Annotated in this window: 19 protein-coding genes and 7 pseudogenes; 20 read left to right on the top strand and 6 right to left on the bottom strand. The window is 63.8% G+C overall.

The genetic code is table 11. The annotated features are described in order from the left end of the window. Positions 1-88: 88 nt before the first annotated feature. The 5 genes and pseudogenes from H9L15_RS20085 to H9L15_RS02895 form a co-directional block, all read left to right on the top strand. Positions 89-214, top strand: a pseudogene (locus H9L15_RS20085) (MFS transporter); the annotation flags it as partial. Positions 215-453: 239 nt separating this feature from the next. Then, positions 454-1,853 (top strand): annotated as a pseudogene (gene ftsZ, locus H9L15_RS02910) (cell division protein FtsZ). 254 nt (positions 1,854-2,107) lie between these two features. Beyond that, positions 2,108-2,959 carry a tetratricopeptide repeat protein gene (locus H9L15_RS02905; RefSeq protein ID WP_187715090.1) on the top strand — a complete coding sequence of 284 codons (852 nt, stop codon included), beginning with the start codon at positions 2,108-2,110 and terminating at the stop codon, positions 2,957-2,959. A gap of 101 nt (positions 2,960-3,060) precedes the next feature. Further along, entirely contained in the window at positions 3,061-3,270 is a 210-nt protein-coding gene (locus tag H9L15_RS02900; RefSeq protein WP_187715089.1) for a hypothetical protein, read from the top strand. Further along, a pseudogene (locus tag H9L15_RS02895) lies at positions 3,267-4,420 on the top strand (deoxyguanosinetriphosphate triphosphohydrolase). Before H9L15_RS02900 ends, H9L15_RS02895 begins: the two are co-directional and overlap by 4 nt. A gap of 166 nt (positions 4,421-4,586) precedes the next feature. On the opposite strand, the gene H9L15_RS02890 reads toward H9L15_RS02895, so the two are convergent. Beyond that, positions 4,587-5,306 (bottom strand): cistern family PEP-CTERM protein, encoded by a 720-nt coding sequence (locus H9L15_RS02890; protein WP_187715088.1) that lies wholly within the window; start codon positions 5,304-5,306, stop codon positions 4,587-4,589. A gap of 233 nt (positions 5,307-5,539) precedes the next feature. Here H9L15_RS02890 and argS point away from each other — a divergent pair. From argS to H9L15_RS02875, 3 genes and pseudogenes are all read left to right on the top strand, one after another. After that, positions 5,540-7,272 (top strand): annotated as a pseudogene (gene argS, locus H9L15_RS02885) (arginine--tRNA ligase). Positions 7,273-7,276: 4 nt separating this feature from the next. Beyond that, positions 7,277-8,038 carry a flagellar basal body-associated FliL family protein gene (locus H9L15_RS02880; protein WP_187715087.1) on the top strand — a complete coding sequence of 254 codons (762 nt, stop codon included), beginning with the start codon at positions 7,277-7,279 and terminating at the stop codon, positions 8,036-8,038. After that, positions 8,013-8,216 (top strand): hypothetical protein, encoded by a 204-nt coding sequence (locus H9L15_RS02875; RefSeq protein ID WP_187715086.1) that lies wholly within the window; start codon positions 8,013-8,015, stop codon positions 8,214-8,216. The genes H9L15_RS02880 and H9L15_RS02875 overlap by 26 nt, the downstream gene beginning before the upstream one ends. Positions 8,217-8,235: 19 nt before the next feature. On the opposite strand, the gene H9L15_RS16840 is transcribed toward H9L15_RS02875, so the two are convergent. Further along, positions 8,236-8,571 (bottom strand): hypothetical protein, encoded by a 336-nt coding sequence (locus H9L15_RS16840; RefSeq protein WP_223276459.1) that lies wholly within the window; start codon positions 8,569-8,571, stop codon positions 8,236-8,238. Here H9L15_RS16840 and H9L15_RS16835 point away from each other — a divergent pair. The 7 genes and pseudogenes from H9L15_RS16835 to tatC form a co-directional block, all read left to right on the top strand. After that, positions 8,471-8,683, top strand: a complete 213-nt coding sequence (locus tag H9L15_RS16835; protein ID WP_223276626.1) for an SPOR domain-containing protein — start codon at positions 8,471-8,473, stop codon at positions 8,681-8,683. The genes H9L15_RS16840 and H9L15_RS16835 overlap by 101 nt on opposite strands. After that, positions 8,683-9,690: a beta-N-acetylhexosaminidase gene (gene nagZ / locus H9L15_RS02865; protein ID WP_187715085.1), complete on the top strand. Its 1,008-nt coding sequence runs from the start codon at positions 8,683-8,685 to the stop codon at positions 9,688-9,690. The genes H9L15_RS16835 and nagZ overlap by 1 nt, the downstream gene beginning before the upstream one ends. Positions 9,691-9,760: 70 nt before the next feature. After that, positions 9,761-10,509, top strand: a pseudogene (locus tag H9L15_RS02860) (segregation and condensation protein A). Next, on the top strand, positions 10,509-11,087 hold the full coding sequence (gene scpB, locus H9L15_RS02855; RefSeq protein WP_187715084.1) for an SMC-Scp complex subunit ScpB: 579 nt from the start codon (positions 10,509-10,511) through the stop codon (positions 11,085-11,087). Before H9L15_RS02860 ends, scpB begins: the two are co-directional and overlap by 1 nt. Positions 11,088-11,113: 26 nt before the next feature. After that, positions 11,114-11,464 carry a twin-arginine translocase TatA/TatE family subunit gene (tatA, locus tag H9L15_RS02850; RefSeq protein ID WP_187715083.1) on the top strand — a complete coding sequence of 117 codons (351 nt, stop codon included), beginning with the start codon at positions 11,114-11,116 and terminating at the stop codon, positions 11,462-11,464. Beyond that, positions 11,413-11,742 carry a Sec-independent protein translocase protein TatB gene (tatB, locus tag H9L15_RS02845; protein WP_187715082.1) on the top strand — a complete coding sequence of 110 codons (330 nt, stop codon included), beginning with the start codon at positions 11,413-11,415 and terminating at the stop codon, positions 11,740-11,742. The genes tatA and tatB overlap by 52 nt, the downstream gene beginning before the upstream one ends. Beyond that, a pseudogene (gene tatC, locus H9L15_RS02840) lies at positions 11,739-12,497 on the top strand (twin-arginine translocase subunit TatC); the annotation flags it as partial. The gene tatB and the pseudogene tatC, both read left to right, overlap by 4 nt. A gap of 211 nt (positions 12,498-12,708) precedes the next feature. Here tatC and H9L15_RS02835 read toward each other — a convergent pair. Genes H9L15_RS02835 through H9L15_RS02825 form a run of 3 tightly spaced genes read right to left on the bottom strand, consistent with a single transcriptional unit; the run spans position 12,709 to position 14,465 of the window. Continuing rightward, complete coding sequence (locus tag H9L15_RS02835) at positions 12,709-12,912, bottom strand: hypothetical protein (RefSeq protein WP_187715080.1); 204 nt, start codon at positions 12,910-12,912, stop codon at positions 12,709-12,711. Further along, the gene (locus tag H9L15_RS02830) at positions 12,879-14,249 is read right to left on the bottom strand and encodes a histidine kinase dimerization/phosphoacceptor domain -containing protein (RefSeq protein ID WP_187715079.1); all 1,371 of its coding nucleotides are present in this window, start codon (positions 14,247-14,249) and stop codon (positions 12,879-12,881) included. The genes H9L15_RS02835 and H9L15_RS02830 overlap by 34 nt, the downstream gene beginning before the upstream one ends. Positions 14,250-14,270: 21 nt before the next feature. Beyond that, positions 14,271-14,465, bottom strand: coding sequence for a NepR family anti-sigma factor (locus H9L15_RS02825; protein ID WP_223276458.1), 195 nt, complete (start codon positions 14,463-14,465; stop codon positions 14,271-14,273). 301 nt (positions 14,466-14,766) lie between these two features. On the opposite strand from H9L15_RS02825, the gene H9L15_RS02820 reads away from it, so the two are divergent. The 3 genes from H9L15_RS02820 to H9L15_RS02810 all read left to right on the top strand — a co-directional run bounded on the left by H9L15_RS02820 (position 14,767) and on the right by H9L15_RS02810 (position 16,516). After that, a complete protein-coding gene (locus H9L15_RS02820; RefSeq protein WP_187715078.1) occupies positions 14,767-15,564 on the top strand; it encodes a response regulator in 798 nt (265 codons plus the stop codon). Positions 15,565-15,636: 72 nt separating this feature from the next. Further along, a complete protein-coding gene (locus H9L15_RS02815) occupies positions 15,637-15,783 on the top strand; it encodes a hypothetical protein (protein ID WP_223276457.1) in 147 nt (48 codons plus the stop codon). Between the two features lie 82 nt (positions 15,784-15,865). Further along, positions 15,866-16,516 (top strand): sigma-70 family RNA polymerase sigma factor, encoded by a 651-nt coding sequence (locus tag H9L15_RS02810; protein ID WP_187715077.1) that lies wholly within the window; start codon positions 15,866-15,868, stop codon positions 16,514-16,516. An 18-nt stretch (positions 16,517-16,534) separates the two neighbouring features. Here the strand turns inward: H9L15_RS02810 and H9L15_RS02805 are convergent, their stop codons facing one another. After that, complete coding sequence (locus H9L15_RS02805) at positions 16,535-16,672, bottom strand: hypothetical protein (RefSeq protein ID WP_187715076.1); 138 nt, start codon at positions 16,670-16,672, stop codon at positions 16,535-16,537. Between the two features lie 282 nt (positions 16,673-16,954). Between H9L15_RS02805 and H9L15_RS02800 the strand changes: the two genes are divergently transcribed. Further along, positions 16,955-19,471: a bifunctional [glutamine synthetase] adenylyltransferase/[glutamine synthetase]-adenylyl-L-tyrosine phosphorylase gene (locus tag H9L15_RS02800; protein WP_223276456.1), complete on the top strand. Its 2,517-nt coding sequence runs from the start codon at positions 16,955-16,957 to the stop codon at positions 19,469-19,471. Beyond that, a pseudogene (locus H9L15_RS02795) lies at positions 19,468-19,940 on the top strand (peroxiredoxin). The gene H9L15_RS02800 and the pseudogene H9L15_RS02795 overlap by 4 nt, the downstream one beginning before the upstream one ends. Positions 19,941-19,982 lie beyond the last annotated feature (42 nt).

The raw sequence follows: 19,982 nt of genomic DNA, 5'->3' as shown, positions 1-19,982 counted from the left end.
CACATGACGCGGTGACCATCGCCATCCTGCTCTGCCTCGCGGGGCGGCATCGGCATCGCTCTCGCTCAACCTTTACGCCGTCGCGCAGATGTTCGCGGGACCGCGCGCGTCGGGAACGTGGGTCGGCGTACAGAACGCGATCGGCAATCTGTCCGGCATTGTCGGGCCGATCGTCACCGGCATCGTGGTCCAGCGCTCCGGCTATAACGCGGCCTTCGTGCTGACGGCCGTCATTGCGGCGATCGGTGCGATCTGGTGGGCCGTGGGCGTCCCAAAAATCGAACAGGTTGACCTCGACGGGGAACAACCGTCGCGCGTCTGAGTCTTTCGGGACACGCGGTTCGCACTTTTTTCGGGTCGCGTTAACTTTTTCGCTTGGCTTGAGACTCGGGATGATTCAGAAGAATCACGGTGGAGGATCAACGCGCTAGCGGCGCTTGAAGGGGTTTGCCCATGAGCATCGATTTCATCCGGCCGGAAGTCGACGAACTTCGGCCGCGGATCAGCGTCATTGGCGTCGGCGGTGCCGGCGGTAATGCCGTCGCAAACATGATGCGCGCTGACGTACAGGGCGTGGATTTCATCGTCGCCAATACGGATGCGCAGGCGCTTAACGCGTCGAGCGCGGACCGGCGGATCCAGCTTGGCCTGAAGATTACGCAGGGCCTCGGCGCCGGATCGCGGCCCGAGATCGGACGCGCGGCTGCCGAAGAAACGATCGAGGATATCGAGCGCGCTCTCGATGGATCTCACATGTGCTTCATCGCTGCCGGCATGGGCGGCGGTACCGGCACGGGTGCTGCTCCGGTCATTGCCAAGGCTGCTCGCGACCGCGGCATCCTGACGGTCGGCGTGGTGACCAAGCCGTTCGCGTTCGAAGGCGCCCGCCGCGGCCGCTCTGCCGATTCCGGCATCGAGGAGCTGCAGCAGCACGTCGACACTTTGATCGTGATCCCGAACCAGAACCTGTTCCGGCTCGCCAACTCGGAAACGACCTTCAAGGAAGCGTTCGAGATGGCCGACGAGGTCCTCCAGCAGGGCGTTCGCGGGATCACTGACTTGATGGTCATGCCCGGCCTCATCAATCTCGACTTCGCCGACGTCCGCTCGGTGATGGGCGAGATGGGCAAGGCGATGATGGGCACCGGAGAAGCGTCGGGCGACAATCGCGCGATCGAAGCCGCCGAAAAGGCGATCTCGAATCCGCTGCTCGACGGTGTAAGCATGAAGGGCGCCAAGGGCGTGATCATCTCGATCACCGGCGGCGAAGACATGCGCCTGATGGAAGTCGATGAGGCTGCCAGCCACATCAAGGAACTGGTCGATCCGGACGCCAACATCATCTGGGTTCGGCGTTCAACAACGACCTCGACGGCCGTATCCGCGTTTCGGTGGTTGCGACCGGCATCGAAGCCGAAGCTGTCGCCCAGCCGCAGCCGGGCAAGGTGTTCGCTTTCCCGCGCACGGCGACAACGGCGACAATCACGCCGGCCACCGTCGTCCCAACGCCAACGCCGACCATGGTGACGGAGGAGGAGACGGACGAGGATACGCTCGAGCTCACCGACGAGATCGAGGACGGTGATGAACTCGCTCTCGACAATGATGACGTGCTCACGACCGTCGGGTCGGCGCCGATCGCTCCGCCGATGGACGAGGACGAGATGCCCGAAATGGCCGCGCCGATCGAGGAGAAGCCGAAGGTTCGCGAGACCGGCACCTTATTCGAACGCATGTCGAACATCGCTCGCGGTGCTGCCCAGGCGCAGGTGAACGAGGACGATTCGGCGACCGACTATCGCCGCGAGCCGATCGACATCCCGCGTTTCCTCAACCGGCAGAACAACCAGTAATCGCAAGTTAGACGTTGCGGGCGGCTTATCGCCTGCCCGCAACGGTCTGGCGATAACCCACTAGCGAGCAAGCTTTGTGCAAGCTCCAATCTGCCATGGGGGTCCATGGCAAAAGGTATGGCCGGTCGCGTTGGTTTAGCGGCAGCGGCGCTTTCAATAATCGGGCCTGCGATGGTTGCTGTTCCGACGGCTGCACTCGCGCAGGTGGCGGTGGGACCGGCGGGGAAAGTCCATCGGACGCGCTCGCCCGCAACATGAAGGTTCTCGGATCCAGTCCCGGAAATTTCGACGCCTTGATCGGCGCCGGTCGTGCAGCGCTAGCCCTCGGCGACACGCAGGCGGCTGCGGGATTCTTCGGCAGGGCGGACGAGGCCTGGTCTACCAGCCCGCTTCCGCAAGCGGGGATCGGTGCCGCTTTGGCGCAGCAGGGCGACGGGAATGGCGCTCTCCAATATTTCTCCCGCGCGGTGCAGCGGGGTGCGACGCAATCGATGATCGGCTGCGATCGCGGCCTCGCCTACGACCTCCTCGGCCGTCACCGCGATGCGCAGGCGGATTACCGCGCGGCCTTGTTCGGACACGACGGCGACGAAGCGCGCCGCCGCCTTGCACTGAGCCTCGCCATTACGGGCAACAAGACGGACGCGTTGTCGACCTTGTCGCCGCTGATGGCACGCGGCGACGCCGGCGCCGCGCGGACCCGGGCGTTCGTTTTGGCTCTCACCGGGGATTCAGCAGGCGCAAAGAATGCGATTGAGAGCGCCATGCCTGGCTCGGCTTCGCATATGGCCTACTTCTTCCAGAAGTTGCCGGCTCTGCGTTCCGATCAGAAGGCCGCGGCAGTGAACCTTGGCATCTTTCCGAGTGCTAGCGGTCTCCAGACGGCGTCCGCGCCGCCGCCGATCCCGGCCAATCCTGTGAAGATCATCTACGGTCGGTCACCGAAGCAGTCCGCCGAAAAGCCGACCCGGAGGAGGAGGACCGCATCGCCTCCATTCAGGAGTGGTTGTCGCAGGCGACAAAGCCAGCCGGGGAAACTGCGACGACTACGGGTGAGCCCGCATCGACCGTACAAGTCGCTTCGACCTCGATTCCGACGACCGTGAGCCAGCCTTCGAGCGCGTCGCCGAGCACTACGAGCGCCACGCGCAGGCTATGGATCCAGCTCGCAAGTGGCCCCAATGCAACCGCTCTTCCGGACCAGTTCGTGCGGCTGAAGACCCGCAATCGCGAGCTGTTCGAGGGTATCAGCGGCTACATTGCCGAGGAGCCCGGCAAGGCACGGTTGCTGATCGGTCCCTTCCGCAACGACAGCGAAGCAAGTATTTTCGCGGACGACCTTGCGTCCGTTCACATTGACGCCTTTACGTGGACCAACCAGCCCGGACAGTCGATCAGGAAACTCCAAGGCGAATGACCTCGAAACTTGCCGCGCAGCCTTCAACGTCGCGCGGCAGGGCCCATCCGGAGGTGGACGCCGGTCCGCGCGGGCCTCGCGACATTTTCCAGCGCGACCGCGACCGCATCATCCACTCGGTTTCGTTTCGCCGCTTGCGTCACAAGACACAGGTCTTCGTCGCTCCCGACGGCGACCATTATCGCGTTCGCCTGACCCACAGCATCGAGGTAGCGCAGATCGGGCGGACCATCGCGCGGGCACTCGGCCTCAATGAGGACCTGACCGAAGCGCTGTGCCTCGCGCACGACCTCGGCCATCCGCCGTTCGGCCATGCCGGCGAGGACTCCCTGCAGGCGGCGATGGCCGACGCGGGCGGCTTCGATCACAACGCCCACAGCATTCGCCTCGTGACACGGCTCGAGGCACCTTATCCAGGTTTCGACGGTCTCAACCTGAGCTGGGAAGCGCTTGAGGGCCTCGCCAAGCACAACGGTCCCGTCGCCGCCCGACCTGGGCGCTAGCCGAGGCCAACGACGCGTTCGACCTGGAGCTTCGGTCCTGGCCTTCGCTGGAAGCGCAGGTCGCCGCTGTGGCAGACGACATCGCCTACGATAATCACGACATCGACGATGGTGTGAGGGCTGGGCTGCTAAGGCTCGACGAGCTTGTCGAGGTTCCTATCGTGCACAAGCATTGGGGCGCCATCGCAAGGCGCTTCATTGGCCTGTCCGACGACAAGGCGCTGCGAGCGCTCGTTCGCGATCAGATCGGGACGATGGTCGGAGACCTGATTTCGGAAACGCAAAGGCGCATTGCCGCGACCGGTGTCGAGACCTGCGACGACGTCCGCGCGGCTGGGATGCAGCTCGTCGGCTTTTCAGAAAGTCTTGGCCATCAGGAGAGGGAGCTCAAGCGCTTCCTGTATAAACGCCTCTATAATGCACCACTTCTCGTGCCGGTGCGGACCGAAGCCCAGCGCGTCGTCGCCAACCTCTTTGCGGCCTACTGCGGTGACCCGTCACTGCTGCCCGAGGCCTGGCGCCGCGATGAAGATCATGTGCAGAGGCTTCGAACGATCGGCGACTTCGTTGCCGGAATGACCGACCGATTTGCGGTTGCCCGGCACGAAGAGCTGGTCGGGCCGGTGGATCTGCCCGATCGCTTCTAGGGTTGGGGTCCGTCCCTCGCGTCGCTCTACAAGACACGGACCCCATAAGGGCAATTCGATCTATTGTGTGTTCGGGTGGGACCCGTCACCCCGGTGTCGCGAAGAGGGCGCCGGGCCCATAACAGAAACCGTGGCTCCCTCTTTGCGAGTGTCGTTCCCCAGGGGCCTATGCGGCCTGAGGAATCAAGGTCTTCCGGCGGCGACGCACTGCGAAGCCGACGGCGGTGAAGCCCATCAACATCATCGCCCAGCTGGCCGGCTCCGGAACGCTCGGTGGCGTCGGGGTTCCGATTGCGGATCCGCCCGTGATGCCCAGTTGGGTGGAATCGATGCCCTGCCAGCGGACATACATCCCGCTCAAGGTAATCGACGGGTTGCTTCCCGAAAATGCGATCGTGAGGTTGCCCGATCCGGTCTGGCCGACGCCCGGTCCGCCTGAGCTTCCCGAGCAATTGTTGTTCTGACCGTTCTTCGCGCAGAACTCGAGGTCGATGTTCCCCGGCAGGCTGCCGCTGGAAACCGTCCCATACGTCCCAGTCACGCTGGAACCGAGGAGCGTCGCGTTCGGGGTGATGTCATCGAAGCCGAAGGCAGTGACCCGCGCAGCATCGATCGGTGATCCCGACGTGTTCGCGATCCGATAGGTGAACGTGTAGTTGTTCCCGCTCAAGCCCTGGAAGACGAGCGTCAGATCGCCCGTCAGACCGGGAATGACCGGACTGTTCGGCGAAAACCCATTGAAGGAAATTGTCGTACTGTCGCCGACCGTGGTGTTCCCATCAACGGTCAGGATTCCAGTGTTGTAATCGAAAATGATCGCGGCCGATGCCGGCATCGCAGCGGACATCGCCAGCACTGCTACTGCTGCTCTGAGTACGAGTTTCATCGATTTGTCCCTTTAACGCACCTGCTGGGACGCTCGCCCAATCCGACAGCGAATCGTCTAGCGAGCGGAAAATACATGATTTATCGGCATGCGTTAAACATTTGTTTACCATAAACTTCGTGACAGAATCGTAACAAGTATCAAAACGGGACAATCGCGTCCGTCTCTGGCTAAGGGTGACGGCTCGCCGGTGCTGCGCTAGAGGCGCTGCTTTCCTGACCTGGTGAACCGAATTGAGCCTGTACTCCCGCTATTCCGCGCTTCTCGACGAGGTGCTCGATCAGCTTCAGTCCGAAGGTGCGCTGCCCGAAGGGTTGAACCGTCGTGCCGTTGCGGTCGAGCCACCGCGCGATCCTTCGCACGGGGACCTCGCGAGCAATGCCGCAATGGTTCTGGCCAAGCCGGCGGGAACCAATCCGCGCGCATTGGCGGAGGCGATTGCGCCCAAGCTCAGGGAACTTCCGGACGTGACTTCGGTCGACATCGCCGGCCCGGGGTTCATCAACATCCGGTTGTCCGACAATGCCTGGCGGAACGAGCTTCGATCGATCCTCGCGGCGGGCGAGAAATACGGGCTGTCGACGATTGGCAACAACGAGCGAGTCAACGTCGAATATGTCTCGGCCAACCCGACCGGGCCGATGCACGTGGGCCATTGCCGGGGCGCAGTCGTCGGCGATGCGCTGGCGCGCCTGCTCGAGGCCGCCGGTTTTCGAGTCACCAAGGAATATTACCTCAACGATGCCGGCGCGCAGGTCGACGTGCTCGCGCGGTCGCTGCACATGCGATACCGCGAAGCGCTCGGTCAGGATGTCGGCGAGATTCCCGAGGGCCTGTATCCCGGCGACTATCTGATCCCCGTTGGCCAAGCGCTCGCCGAGGAGTTCGGCGACCGTTACGCCGACCTGCCCGAAGACGAGTGGCTGCCGACATTCCGGGAGCGCGGGATCGCGGCGATGGTCGAGCTGATCAAACATGACCTCGGTCTGCTCGGCATCCATCACGATCATTTCGCGTCCGAGGACAAGCTCCAGAAGTCGGGCGCCGTCGACAAGGCGATGGAAGTCCTCCGCGAAAAGGGCCTCGTCTACGAAGGCGAGCTCGAGCGGCCGAAGAGTCTCGATCCCCACGATGAGTGGGAGCCGGTCGAGCTGACGCTGTTCCGCTCCAGCCAGTTCGGCGACGACCAGGATCGGCCGATGAAGAAGTCGGACGGAAGCTGGACTTATTTCGGCGCCGATGCCGCCTATCATTTCCAGAAGGCCGAGAACGCGGACCATCTGGTCAACATCTGGGGCGCCGACCACGCCGGGACCGTCAAGCGCGTGCAGGCCGCGGTGAAGGCGCTGACCGACGGACGCGTCGACCTCGACGTGAAGCTGATCCAGATGGTGCGGCTGTTCCGCGCCGGCGAGCCGGTGAAGATGTCCAAGCGTTCGGGTCATTCGTGACCCTGGCGGACGTCGTCCGCGAGGTCGGCAAGGACGTCGTCCGCTTCATCATGCTGACGCGCCGGGCCGACGCGCCGCTCGATTTCGACTTCACCAAGGTCGTCGAAGCGTCGAAGGACAATCCGGTCTTTTACGTCCAGTACGCTCATGCGCGGATCAGTTCGCTGATGCGCAAGGCCGCTAATGCCGGGGTCAGCCTGGATAGACCTGCCGACCTCGATTTGCTGGATGCGGAAGAAATCGCGCTGGTGAAGCTTGCGGCGCAATATCCGCGGACGATCGAGGGTGCCGCGATGGCGCATGAGCCGCATCGGATCGCCTTCTACCTCTACGATCTCGCGGCCGCGTTCCACGCCCTGTGGCATCGCGGCAACGACGACCCGGATCGGCGCTTTCTGGTTGAAAACAAGCCAGAACTTTCTCGCGCGCGCCTGGAACTCGCGCTAGGCATTGGGCAGGTCATTCGAAGCGGACTCGCGCTGATGGGCGTGACCGCGACCGAGGAGATGCGTTGAGCTGATGCCCCACACGATTGCGCCGGATGCCGACCGGCTTCCGTGGCTGACCGACGATCACGTGCCGCAAAGAAAGCGCGGCGGGAAGTTCCTGATTTTCGCGTCGGTTGTTTTGGCGATGATGGCGGTCGCGGGCATCGCTTATTGGTTCGGAGCGACGCGCAGCGAGATTGCATCGGCGCCAAGCTCCACGATTCGGCAGGAAGCGACGGCAAGTCCGCCGGTGACAGCACCGGTGCTTCCGATGGATCGCGATGTCACCCTGGCTCCCATGCCGCAGATCGAACCGTCGCCCGTTCCGGCACCGGTCGTCCTTCGACAGCAAGAGGACCTTCGCCCGACGGTGATCTCTGCTCCGCAGAGAAGCACCCGGCAGTCGCACGCCATCAAAGCAGGCGAAGAGTCGCTGCCCAGGCCGGACAGCCAGTCGAAGGCGCTCCAATTCTCGAATCCCTGGGAGTCGGCTGGCGCATCCGGACGGATGGTTCGGATCGGGACTTATGCGAGCCTGAGGCAAGGCAAGATCGCATGGTCGCGACTGGCCAAGGCATTTCCCGGCATGAAGAGGCTTCCGGCAGTGGTCACCGACATTCCGTCGCTCCGCAACGGCAAGGTTTATTACCGGCTCCAGATCGGAACCACTTCACAGGCCCATTCCGAAGTGCTTTGCCAGCGGATGAGGACGATCGGGCAGAGTTGCGTGGTCGTCGACCTGGCGGGTGCGCGAAAGGGCATTGGGGATGAGCGACAGCCGATCGGCATATGATGAGCAGCTGCCGTGGCTCGAAGCGGTCGATGACGAGGATGGTCCCGGCGGCGTTCCCGCGCGGCGGATGCTCCTTGCGCTGCTGGTCGTCCTGGTCGCCCTCGCCCTGGTCACTGCAACCTTCTTCTGGCTTGGCCGTCAGGGGCGGTCGACAGCGGCGCCGCAGCGCCCGAGCTGATCCGCGCCGAACCTGGCCCCTACAAGGTCAAGCCCATCGATCCGGGCGGACTCGATGTCGCGGGCGAAAGCGAGACCGCATTCGAGACGAGCGCCGGCCAGGACACCGACGCCCAGCTCGATCTCAGCAAAACGGCGGAGACGCCCATAGCGCCGCCGAAGGTCAAGCCCGAAGCAGCGCCTGCGACCGAGCCCGCGCCAGCCAAGGTTGAAGCCAAGCCCGAACCGGCGCCGACCGGCGGCAAGGGCAGCGTCATCCAGCTCGGCGCCTTTGCCAACCAGGCGCAGGCGGAGCGGGCGTGGTCCGCATTATCGGCGCGCTTCCCCTCGATCGCGGCGATGAACAAGATGATCATTCCCTTCTCCGGCGGCATTCGCCTGCGCGCGTCGGCGTCATCGCCGGCCGAGGCCAAGCAGGCGTGCCAGGCGCTCAAGGTGGCCGGCGAGAACTGCTTCGTAGCCAACTGATGCGGGCAGCGATTTACGGTCTGGAGGGGACGGAAATCACGCGCGACGAGCGCGACTTCTTCCGCGATGCCGATCCGACCGGCTTCATCCTGTTCCGCCGCAATTGCGAAGATCGCGAGCAGATGCGGCGGCTGACCGACGGGCTCCGGGACATTGTGGGCCGGCCTGAAGTGCCGATCCTGATCGATCAGGAAGGCGGGCGCGTCGCGAGGATGAAGCCGCCGGAATGGCCGTCATTCCCGTGCGGCGAAGCCTTCGACCGGCTCTATCAATTGGCGCCGTCGAGCGCGATCGAGGCGGCGCGGGTCAACGCCCGCGCGCTCGCGCTGATGCTCAACGAGGTTGGGGTGAACGTCGATTGCCTGCCGATGCTCGACGTCCGCCAGCCGGGCGCGAGCGACATCGTCGGCGACCGCGCCCTTGGGGCGGAGCCGATGCAGGTGTCCGCGCTTGGCCGGGCCATCCTCGACGGCCTGCACTCGGCCGGCGTGCTTGGCGTCATCAAGCATATCCCGGGACATGGCCGTGCGCTCGTCGACAGCCATCACGAGCTGCCCGTCGTCAACGCCAGCGAGGAGGAGCTTGCGGTCGATCTCGAGCCGTTCGAGCGTCTCCGCAATGCACCCATGGGAATGACCAGCCACCTGCTCTACAAGGCGTGGGACCCGGACCGCCCGGCGTCGCAATCGCCGGTCGTCATCCATGACATCATTCGCCAGCGTATCGGATTCGACGGCTTCCTGATGAGCGACGATATCGGCATGGAGGCCCTTGAGGGCGATCATGGGCAGCGCGCGGCGGCCTGCGTCGCGGCGGGTTGCGACGTGGCTCTGCACTGCGACGGCAAGATGGAAAACATGATCCTGGTCGCAAAAGCGGTGCCCGCCCTGAGCCAGGAAGCCGAGGCGCGGCTGTCGCGGGCGATGGCGTTGACCTTCACGCCGCAGGACGGCCTCGATTTCGCCGCGGCGGTCGAGAAAAGGGACACGTTGCTGGCCCTCGCCTGACGGCCGACTTATCCACAAGAGTCTGGCCTTTTCTCTTCGCACTCCAGGAACTTGGGACTAGGCTCGCTCCATGGGGGTGGATGCGCTCGATTTCTCGGTCGGCAAAGAAGAGCTGACCCTGAACCTCGACGGGTGGGAAGGCCCGCTCGACCTGCTGCTCAACCTGGCGCGGGCGCAGAAGGTCGACCTCGCGCAGATTTCGATCCTGCAGCTCGTCGACCAGTACACCGACTACATCACCAACGCCCGGGCGCTGAAGCTGGAGATCGCCGCCGATTATCTCGTGATGGCGGCCTGGCTGGCATATTTGAAGTCCTGCCTGCTGTTGCCAAAGGATCCGGAGCAGGACCCAAGCCCGAAGAAGTCGCGCTGCGCCTGCAGATGCGGCTGCAGCGGCTCGATGCGATGCGCGAGGCTGGTGCGCGGCTGCTTGGCCGGGACCGCATCGGCCGCGACGTTTTCCTGCGCGGCGCGCCGGAAGGATTGCGGCTGGTCCGCAAGTCCGCCTGGCAGGTTAGCCCGTTCGAGCTCTTTTCCGCTTACGGCATGGTTAAGGCGCGCACCGCTCCCGCCATGCACGTGGTGCATACGCGTTCGGTGATGACGCTGGATGATGCGATCGAGCGGGTCAGCCGGATGATCGGCATGGCCATCGACTGGATGGAAATCGGCAATTTCCTGCCCGATAGCGATGACCCCGTGTTCCGCCGTTCGGCCCTGGCTTCAAGCTTCGTCGCCGCCTTGGAGCTCGCGAGGCGCGGCAGGCTCGATATCCGCCAGGATGAGCCGTTCGCGGCGCTTGAGCTGCGGGCGGCCTGATGGAAGAGTTCGTGCGCGCCGTCGAAGCGACCGTCTTCGCTTCCGCCGAACCTTTGACCGTCGACGATATCCAGGGCCATGTCGGAGAAGGCGACGTCGCTGCCGCGCTGCAGACACTGACGGAGATCTATACCGGGCGCGGCGTCGAGCTCGTCGAGCGCGGTGGCCACTGGCATTTCCAGACCGCGCCCGACCTTGCTCACTTGCTGCGCCGCACGCGCGAGGAGCCCCGGCGCTTGTCCCGAGCGGCGACCGAGACACTCGCGATCATCGCCTATCATGAGCCGGTCAGCCGCGCGGAGATCGAGGCCATTCGCGGGGTGCAGATTTCGAAAGGCACGCTGGATGTTCTGATGGAGGCAGGATGGGTTCGCACCGCCGGTCGCCGCGAGGGACCGGGACGCCCGCTGCTTTACGCGAGCACACAGGAATTCCTCACCCACTTCGGGCTCGGGTCGCGCAAGGACTTGCCGGGAATTGACGATCTGAAGGCCGCGGGCCTGCTCGACCCGCTCGAAGACGGCGTCTTCGAAGCGCTCGGACAACTCCAACTGGAAAGCGAAGAGCAGGAAGACTAGAAGGCCCGCCAAAGGAGTTCTTTCCCATGGGTGGCTTCAGTTTCTGGCATATCCTGATCCTCGCGATCATCCTCCTGCTGCTGTTCGGCGGGAACCGGTTCTCGAACATGATGGGCGACGTCGCCAAGGGCTTGAAAAGCTTCAAGCAAGGCATGGCAGAGGATGAAGACGAGAAGCGTCGGGAAGAGCAGCGCCGCGCCGATCCGCGCCCGCTTCCGCGCAGCGAACCCATTGACGTGACCCCGAGCCGCGCCGTACCACCGACTCCGTGCCGCCAGCCGGAGACGATCGCACCAACGGCTAATTCCGGCGGAGACTGCCGAAGATGTTCGGCGTCGATACCAGCGAACTTGTCCTCGTCGCGATCCTCGCGCTGATCTTCATCGGCCCGAAGGACTTGCCCAATGCGCTGCGAACGCTCGGCCGCTGGGTCGCGCAGATTCGCGGCATGGCGCGGCATTTTCAGTCCGGCATCGACGCGATGATCCGCGAGGCCGAGCTCGAGGAAATGGAGAAGAAGTGGCGCGAGGAAAATGAGCGCATCATGCGCGAATATCCTGCCCTGATGGAGCCGCCCAAGCCGGAAGAGAACCAGCCGGCGCTACCGCTGGAGCCCGATCCGCAGGTCCCGCCCGACAAGCGGGAACTGCCGTGAAGGATATCGACGACACCAAGGCGCCTCTGCTCGAGCATTTGATCGAGCTGAGGAAGCGGCTGCTCTATTCGATCGTCGTCCTTGCCATCCTGTTCTTCAGCTGCCTCGCGTTCTCGAAGGCCATCTTCGCCTTTCTCGTCCAGCCGCTGATCGCCGCCGGGCAGGGAAAGATCATTTACACCGACATCTTCGAAGCCTTCTTCGCCGAGGTGAAGGTCGCTCTGTTCGCGTCGCTGATGCTCGGCTTCCCGTTCTTCGCGATCCAGATGTGGAAATTCGTCGCGCCGGGCCTGTACGCCAAGGAAAAGAGGGCGCTCCTGCCTTTCCTCCTGCTGACGCCGTTCTTTTTTATCGGCGGCGCGGCGTTCGCCTACTACGTGGCCATGCCCTGGGCTCTGCATTTCCTGTTGAGCTTCCAGGGAGACGTAGGCGGGATTCAGCGCGAGGCTCTACCGGGCGTCGGCAACTATCTGAGCTTCTGCACCCGTTTCCTGTTCGGCTTCGGGGTCGCCTTCCTCACGCCGATCCTGCTGATGGTTCTGGAACGGGCCGGCATCATCACCCTGGAGCAACTCACGAAATCGCGCCGCTACGCGATCGTCGCATGCGCGGCCGTTTCGGCGGTGCTCACGCCTCCCGATGCGGTGTCAATGCTGCTGCTGCTGGTGCCGCTCTATTCGCTCTACGAGCTGGCCATCGTCGCAATCCGTCTCACGCACTGGCGCCGCAGCCGCCAAGCGAACGCCGCGGAGACCGAAGGGTCAGAAGAAATGGATGCTGGAAAGAATGAGGGCCCGGAAACGCCACCGGGGGGGGGAGGGTTGGCGGTTCCGGGCCCATTTAATCGGATAGCGAGAGCGGGGGGCAAAAGGTCACTATCCAGTATGTAAAACGCGCCTTCTCCGGCGGAAGTTCCGAACGGCTGAAACTTTTTTCTCTGCAGCCGTAACGATATTTTCCTTCCTGCTAGAGCGGAGGAAACACCGGAATTTCAACGCTGTAGCGCCCGAGCTTGCGCTCGAGCACGGAGCGGAGCTGCTTGGCGAGGCCGGAAATAATACGCTCGAACTGATCTTTTTCGCGGTCGCCCTCTTCGTCTGGGTTGAGGACCTTGCTGTTGAGCGTGAGGCGTGCCGTCAGCTCGCTCGTCCGCCGAAGCGAGATTTCCACCGGATCCTCGGGTGTCCTGAGCATCGCGAATTCGACGATCTCGGTGACCAGGAAGGCGACTGAAACGGCGACGTCCTGTGTCGTGTTCGCCCCTTCGAGGTCCAGTTCGATCCGCATTCCGCGCGCGGAATCGGGAGCGGTCGCGCGGAGTTCGGCTGCCAGTTCGGACAGCAGGGGCGAAGCGAAATTCCGCGGTTCTCTTCCATCTCCGCGAAGTGATTGCGGTGGACGATCGCGAGTGCGCCGACGCGCCGGCTGATGGAGCCGTAGGCGGCGCGCGCCGGCGGGGTCTCCGCGGTGCGGCCATGAATGTTGATCAGTGAAGCGACAACCTGCAGATTGTTCTTCACCCGGTGGTGCACTTCGCGAACCAGGCGCCGCTGGCCTTCGAGGGCGCCGGCCATCTCGCGCTCGGAGCCTTCGACCCGCTCCATGGCGCGCTCGAAAGCATCGCGTAAATCCTGGATCTCCGTCGCGGGCCCAAGCTTCTGAGGCAAAGCGAGCTCTTCGTTCCCGGGCTCGTAGTTGACCACGGCGCGCTGAAGCATTCGCAACGGACCGATCAGCAGGCGGGTCACCAGCACCCAGGTCAGCAACGCCGCCACGATCCACATCAGGAATGGGAGCAGGAGGAGCAGCCGGTCGCCGGTGGTAATCATCGGCAGCTTGGTGGTGACGACCATTTCCAGGCGGCCGTTCGCCAGCGGCCATTTCGACGTGACCAGCTTCTGCGCGGGGTCGTCGAGCGCGCTCGGCGCAACGATTTGCAGCTCAGATTGCCGGTCGCGAAGGGTCAGACCCTGGACGTTCGGCGCCGCATCCAGCGCCGCCTTCTTCAGGTCTGCCCTGGACAAAGCGCCAGTGGCAAGGCCGCCTACGACGCCGACCCGGAAGCCCAGCGCTTCGTCCTCCGGGAGAATCTTGAGAGCAATGTCGCCAGGTGCGACCAAAGAAAGCCGTGCAGTTTCCGGAACATTGCCGACCTCGCAGAGGCGTCGGCCGTTCTCGTCCTCCAGCTCGAACCTCTGCGCGACTGCGGGTGTGACGGTCAGGGATTGCTGGACGATGGAGCAGGCATCCGCGCTGTTCGTGATTCGGCCGTTGCTGGCGATTCGCAGGGCAAGGGCGTTGCGGGCGATCAGGCTTTCGACGCCACGCGACGCAAGGCGCGCCTGCTCGTGGGCCTGGTCTTCGATGACATTGTTCGCATCGCGAATGCCCTGGCTCGCCGCCCAGACGAGCCCAAGGCCAATCGGCAGCAGGGCGGCCGACAGGATCAGGAATAGTTTTACAGGAGTGGAGAGCGCAGCGAAGCGCCGTGCAGCCTCGCCTAACATGTTGAAAAGCCTGTCAACGCGTCAGCTGAGTTTCCCGAGCAGGTCGCTGAAATCGTCAGGAACGGCCTCGCGCAGCGTGTCGTCATAGATCGTACGAAGCGCGCGGCCGATATCGCCTGCTCGCTGCTTGCGGCTCTTATTCTCTTCGGACGCCTTTTGCGGCGCCGCATTGTTCTTAGCGCCGCCCAATGAGCCGCCCTTATTCCTGACACTCAACCTTCTCGTCCCCTTGCGCGGGTAACAAGCGCGTTTCGTTTAACGTTGTACTCTCACGGTGCAACGGGTTTAGGAAAGATCATCGCGATCGTTGAAAATGCGATGCGGCAAGCGCCGAAACCTCCACCCGCAGCAACCTTACCGCGCGAAGCGGAAACCAAATGCGTTGTGCTTTGTTCCAGCGATTAACATTTCCGCGGGACGAGCAGCGAAACGACCGACCACGCCCGAGCCAGGGTTGCATCGATCGTTACGCGCGCTCAAAGAACCTCCCCGCATACGATTGGGAGAGTCCATAAATATGTCCCTTGGTCAGGAACTCGCACCGCACCTGCCTTTCCTGCGCCGCTATGCTCGCGCCCTGACCGGCAGTCAGACGCATGGCGATGCATTCGTCCGCGCAACACTGGAAGCCATCGTTGCGAAGCCCGACGAGTTCCCGCGGGACGTCGACCCGCGGTTGGGCCTCTACAAGACCTTCCACGCGATCTGGTCGACGGCAAATATCGAGGAAGGCGAGGAGCCTGGCCAGGATTACTCCGGCGCGGAGGGTATTGCCCAAGCCCGCCTCTCGCGGATCACGCCTTTGTCGAGGCAAGCGCTGCTGCTGACCTCTCTCGAGGGTTTCTCGTCGGACGACGCGGCTTATCTCATTGGCGCGACGCCCGAAGACGTCGACTCGCTGGTTGCCGAGGCCCTGAGCGAAATCGAGCGCCAGACGCTGGCGGACGTCCTGATCATCGAGGATGAGCCGATCATCGCAATGGATATCGAAACGATCGTCCGCGACCTGGGCCACAACGTCACCGGCGTGGCCGTGACCCGCGATGAGGCCGTATCGCAGGCCCGCCAGCATCCGCCGGGCCTTGTTCTCGCCGACATCCAGCTCGCCGACGATTCCAGCGGTATCGACGCGGTGAAGGACATTCTTGCGGAATTCTCGGTCCCGGTGATCTTCATCACCGCGTTCCCGGAACGGCTGTTGACGGGCACGCGGCCCGAACCCACCTTCCTCATCACGAAGCCGTTCCAGCGGTCCACGGTGAAGGCGGCAATCGCCCAAGCGTTGTTCTTCGACGCCGCGACGGTGCCGGCTTAAGGTCCAGCCGTAACGGTTGCGGAACATGGTCGCCAACAGCGCGTTGGCCCGTGGAACGTAAAGCTTGAGAGAATGATGAGCGACGAGAGACCCGAACAGCTGACGACTACGGAAGCGCGTGCCGGCGCTACGCCGCATGTGACGCGTTATGTTTTGGGTGTCGGTCTTGCACTTGTGATTGTGTTGTTCGCGATCATCTATTTGTTCGCCGCGACCTGACCTGCAATCGTCATTCTCTGAAGCGTACGGGTCCGGCGGCTGCCGGATCGCATAAACCCTTGTTTGAACGGGTGGGGAATTAGTGGCCGAAGACGAAGACCAGAAGGCTGTATCCAAGGCTGACGCCGATTCTGGAGAGTGGGCTCCACTCCCGGATCCGGAGTTCAAGGAACAGCTTGCCGCCGTCATCCCGCACCTCCGCGCGTTCGGCCGCTCGCTTTCAGGCAGCCGCGATCTCGCCGACGACCTGGTGCAGGAGACGCTGCTCAAGGCGTGGGCGGCGCGGAAGCGGTTCCAGGCCGGCACCAACATGCGGGCCTGGACCTTCATCATCCTTCGCAACCTGTTCCTCAGCCAGATGCGGCGCGCCCGCTTCAAGGGCGAGTGGGACGACCTTACCGCGTCGAAGATCCTGGCGGCACCCGCGAGCCAGGACCGGCATATCGAGCTCAGCGACATGCAGCGTGCGCTGATGCACCTGCCCCAGCCGCAGCGCGAAGCGCTCATCCTGGTTGGCGCCGGCGGCTTCGCTTACGAAGAAGCTGCCGACATCTGCGGCTGCGCAGTCGGTACGATAAAGAGCCGCGTGGCTCGGGGGCGCGTCGCGCTAGAAAGCCTGCTCAACAGCGGCAAACTGCCCTCACGTCGCCAGCATCGCACCGACCCCAACAAGTCGGCCTTGCAAACCATCATGAATGAAGTTGACGACCTCAGCCGCGACCACGAACGTTAGATTTGCGTGGCTCAGCGACTAGCTGAGGCGGCGGAGCAAGTCGGAGAAATCCCGCTCGCATGGGTCCTCGTTCACCGGAGAGAAGGCTCTCCGGAGTGCGGCTGTAATGCCGGCGTGGGCTGGCGGAATGTCGACGCGGATGATTCTGCGGTCCATGTTGACTTCCGTTGCACCACTGGATCGACGCTCCGTATCCATGGTCTGTATTGAACGACTAAGACGCCCGGAGGTTTCGCCGAACTTGCCCGATCCTCGACGAACTGCTGCGGGTGGGACACCAACGGCACAAGGGGCGCGGCAAGATGCCCTCGAGCGCGCCAGGGCCTACTCGCCGTTCTTGCGCGAGTCTGCGCAGTCCCTTCCGGAACTGGCGGAAATCTTCGTGTCCATGGGGAGCGATGCGGCGATTGCCGCTGCCCTCCAGGCTCGGGCGAGACGGTGGATGCGGAGCTGCGTCGGCAGCGCGCAGGAGTGGCGCTGACCGTTGCCCTTGGCGACCTGGCCGGAGAACTGAGCTTCGAGCAGGCTACGCGCCATCTGTCAGACTTCGCCGATGAAGCGATCGAGCGCGCCGTGGAAGTCGCAATCGCAGAACGTGTCCCAGGTGCAGCCGCCCAGGGAATTGCGGTCATCGCTCTCGGAAAGCTTGGCAGCCGCGAGCTCAACTATTCGTCGGATGTCGACCTGCTCCTTTTGTTCGACCCCGAGGTCATGCCCAAGCGAGAACGCGACGACCATTCGGAGGCGGCCGTTCGCGTCGGGCGTCGGATGGTCGAGCTGCTGCAGAAGAGGACTGCGGACGGCTATGTCGCACGGGTCGATCTTCGGCTTCGCCCGTCGCCGGAAGTGACGCCGATCGTGCTGCCTATCAACGCCGCCATCTCGCATTACGAGTCCTCGGCTCTGGCCTGGGAGCGGGCAGCCTTCATCCGCGCCCGAGTCTGCGCGGGCGACCGGCGGCTTGGCGAGCAATTCCTGAAGGCGATCCAGCCGTTCGTGTGGCGCCGGTCGCTGGATTTCGGAGTGATCGAGGAAGTGCGCGAGATCTCCGCGCGGATCCGCGATCATTACGCCCAGGGCGCAAGGCTCGGGCCCGGCTACGACCTCAAGCGGGGACGCGGCGGAATCCGCGAGGTCGAATTCTTCGCCCAGGTACAGCAGATGATCCACGGCGGACGCGACCCATCCGTCAGGGCTCCCGCGACGCTCGACGCGCTGCGGGTCCTTGCAGACGGCGACCACATCCCGCGAGAGACCGCCAACGCCTTGGCACAAACCTATGTGCTGTTGAGGACGATCGAGCACCGCGTGCAGATGGTCGGCGATGCGCAGACGCACCTCCTGCCGCTCGATCGCGAAGCCCTCGACGATGTCGCGAGGCTGCATGGGCTTCCGAGCGGGACCGACCTCATCGATCAGCTCGTGCCCCACGTCGATTGCGCGGAGCGATTGTTCAATTCGCTCGCCCCAGATCGGGAAGGCCGTCTGTCGAGCGACCCCGATGTCCTCGTCGATGAGCTGAAGGAACTTGGGTTTGCGGATCCGTCGGTCGCGGTGAAGCGGATTTCGGACTGGCGGTCCGGGCGCGCGCGCTCGCTACGCTCATCTGCCGCCAGGACTGCGTTCGAGGCCATGCTCCCGGCGCTTCTGCGAGAAATCGCGTCGGGACCGGACCCAGATCATGCGGTCAACCGGCTGGCGGACATTGTCGAGCGGTTGTCGAGTGGTATCAATCTCTACCGTCTGCTCGAAGCGCGGCCGCAGCTGGCGCGACACCTGGCCTTGATGCTCACCTACGCGCCGCCGCTTGCGGATATGCTGACGCGGCGTCCCGATCTCCTCGACGGATTGATCGACGAATCGAGCTTCGCCCTTCCGCCCGAACCCGGCCCGATGGCGAAGCTGCTCAGCGCGGCGATGCGGGGCGAGTCCTACGACCGTGCGCTCGACCGCGCGCGGCGGATCATCGCGGAAAGGCGCTTCGCGCTGGGCGTCCAGCTCATTGCGGGACATGCCGATCCGCTCGACGTCGCCATGGGTTACAGCAATGTCGCCGAGGGCACGATCGTGGCGATGGCAGACCTCGCTGCTGCGGAGTTCGAGAAGTCACACGGCCGGATCGACGGCGGCGAGCTGATGATCCTTGCGCTTGGACGGCTCGGCGGGCGCGCACTGACTCACGCGTCCGACCTCGACATTATCTATGTCTATGACGCGCCCGAGGGCGCGATGTCGGACGGCAAGAAGCCTTTGAGCGCAACCGACTATTACAACCGGCTTGCCAATCGGGTCACTGCCGCGATCAGTGTGCCGACGGCCGCCGGACCGCTCTACGACGTCGACACGCGGCTGCGGCCGCAGGGAAGCGAAGGCATGCTGGCCGTCTCCCGAGAAGGTTTCCTCGCTTATCAGCGCAATGAGGCGTGGACGTGGGAGCATATGGCCTTGTGCCGGGCCCGCCCGATCTACGGATCGCCGGGCGCGCGGAAGAGATTGCGGACGGAAATTTGCGATGTTCTCGAGGCGCGGGGAGATGCCGGCAAGACCCGCAGTGACGCCGCCCGGATGCGGGACGAGATGGCCCGTCACAAGGCGCCTTCCGGTCCGCTCGACATCAAGCTCGGGCCGGGCGGACTCGTCGACCTGGAGTTCGCGGTCCACACTCTGCAACTCGTAAGTGGCAAGGGACTCGATCCGCGTTTGGAACATGCCATCGGGCAATTGGCGACGGATGGGCTGATCGATGCCAGCTTCGACGCCGACCTCCGCCTGTTGAGCCGGATGCTGGTGGTCATGCGGCTGGTCGCTCCCGGCAGCAATGAGCCTCCGGAGAAGTCGCGTGCGCTCGTTGCGGCGCTATGCGGACACGATGGTTGGGACTCCCTCCTTGCGGCGCACGGCGAGGCACGGCAGAGGATCGCCACACTCTGGAAATCGGTGAGGGACGCGCAATGATCAACGAAGGCGGCGTTAAGGAAGGCGATCGGGCTCCGGCGCTCAAGGTCACGTCGAGCGATGGAAGCACCGTCGACCTTTCGTCGCCCGGCCAGCCGTTGGTTCTCTACTTCTATCCGAAGGACGACACGTCGGGCTGCACGCTGGAAGCCCAGAATTTCACTCAGCTTGCCCCGACTTCAAGAAGGCGGGCGTGAAGGTCGTCGGCGTTTCCCGCGATCCGATGAAGAAGCATGAGAAGTTCATCGCCAAGTACGACCTCGCCGTACCGCTCGCTTCGGACGAGGACGGCAAAATCTCGGACGCCTTCGGAACCTGGGTCGAAAAGTCGATGTATGGTCGGAAATACATGGGGATGGAGCGGGCGACCTATCTCATCGGTTCAGATGGCAAGGTCGTTCGCGCGTGGCGGAAAGTGAAGGTGCCGGGTCACGCCCAGGATGTGCTGAAGGCCGCCGCGCAGGTTTGAAAATCAAGGTCGCGGGTGATAGCGCCCGCGCAAGACTTATCA

The sequence above is a fragment of the Sphingomonas daechungensis genome, from assembly GCF_014489495.1.
GTDB classification, from domain to species: Bacteria; Pseudomonadota; Alphaproteobacteria; order Sphingomonadales; family Sphingomonadaceae; genus Sphingomicrobium; species Sphingomicrobium daechungense.
The sequence above is the reverse complement of the archived record's forward strand: the minus strand, read 5'-3'. Positions and strand labels throughout refer to the sequence as shown.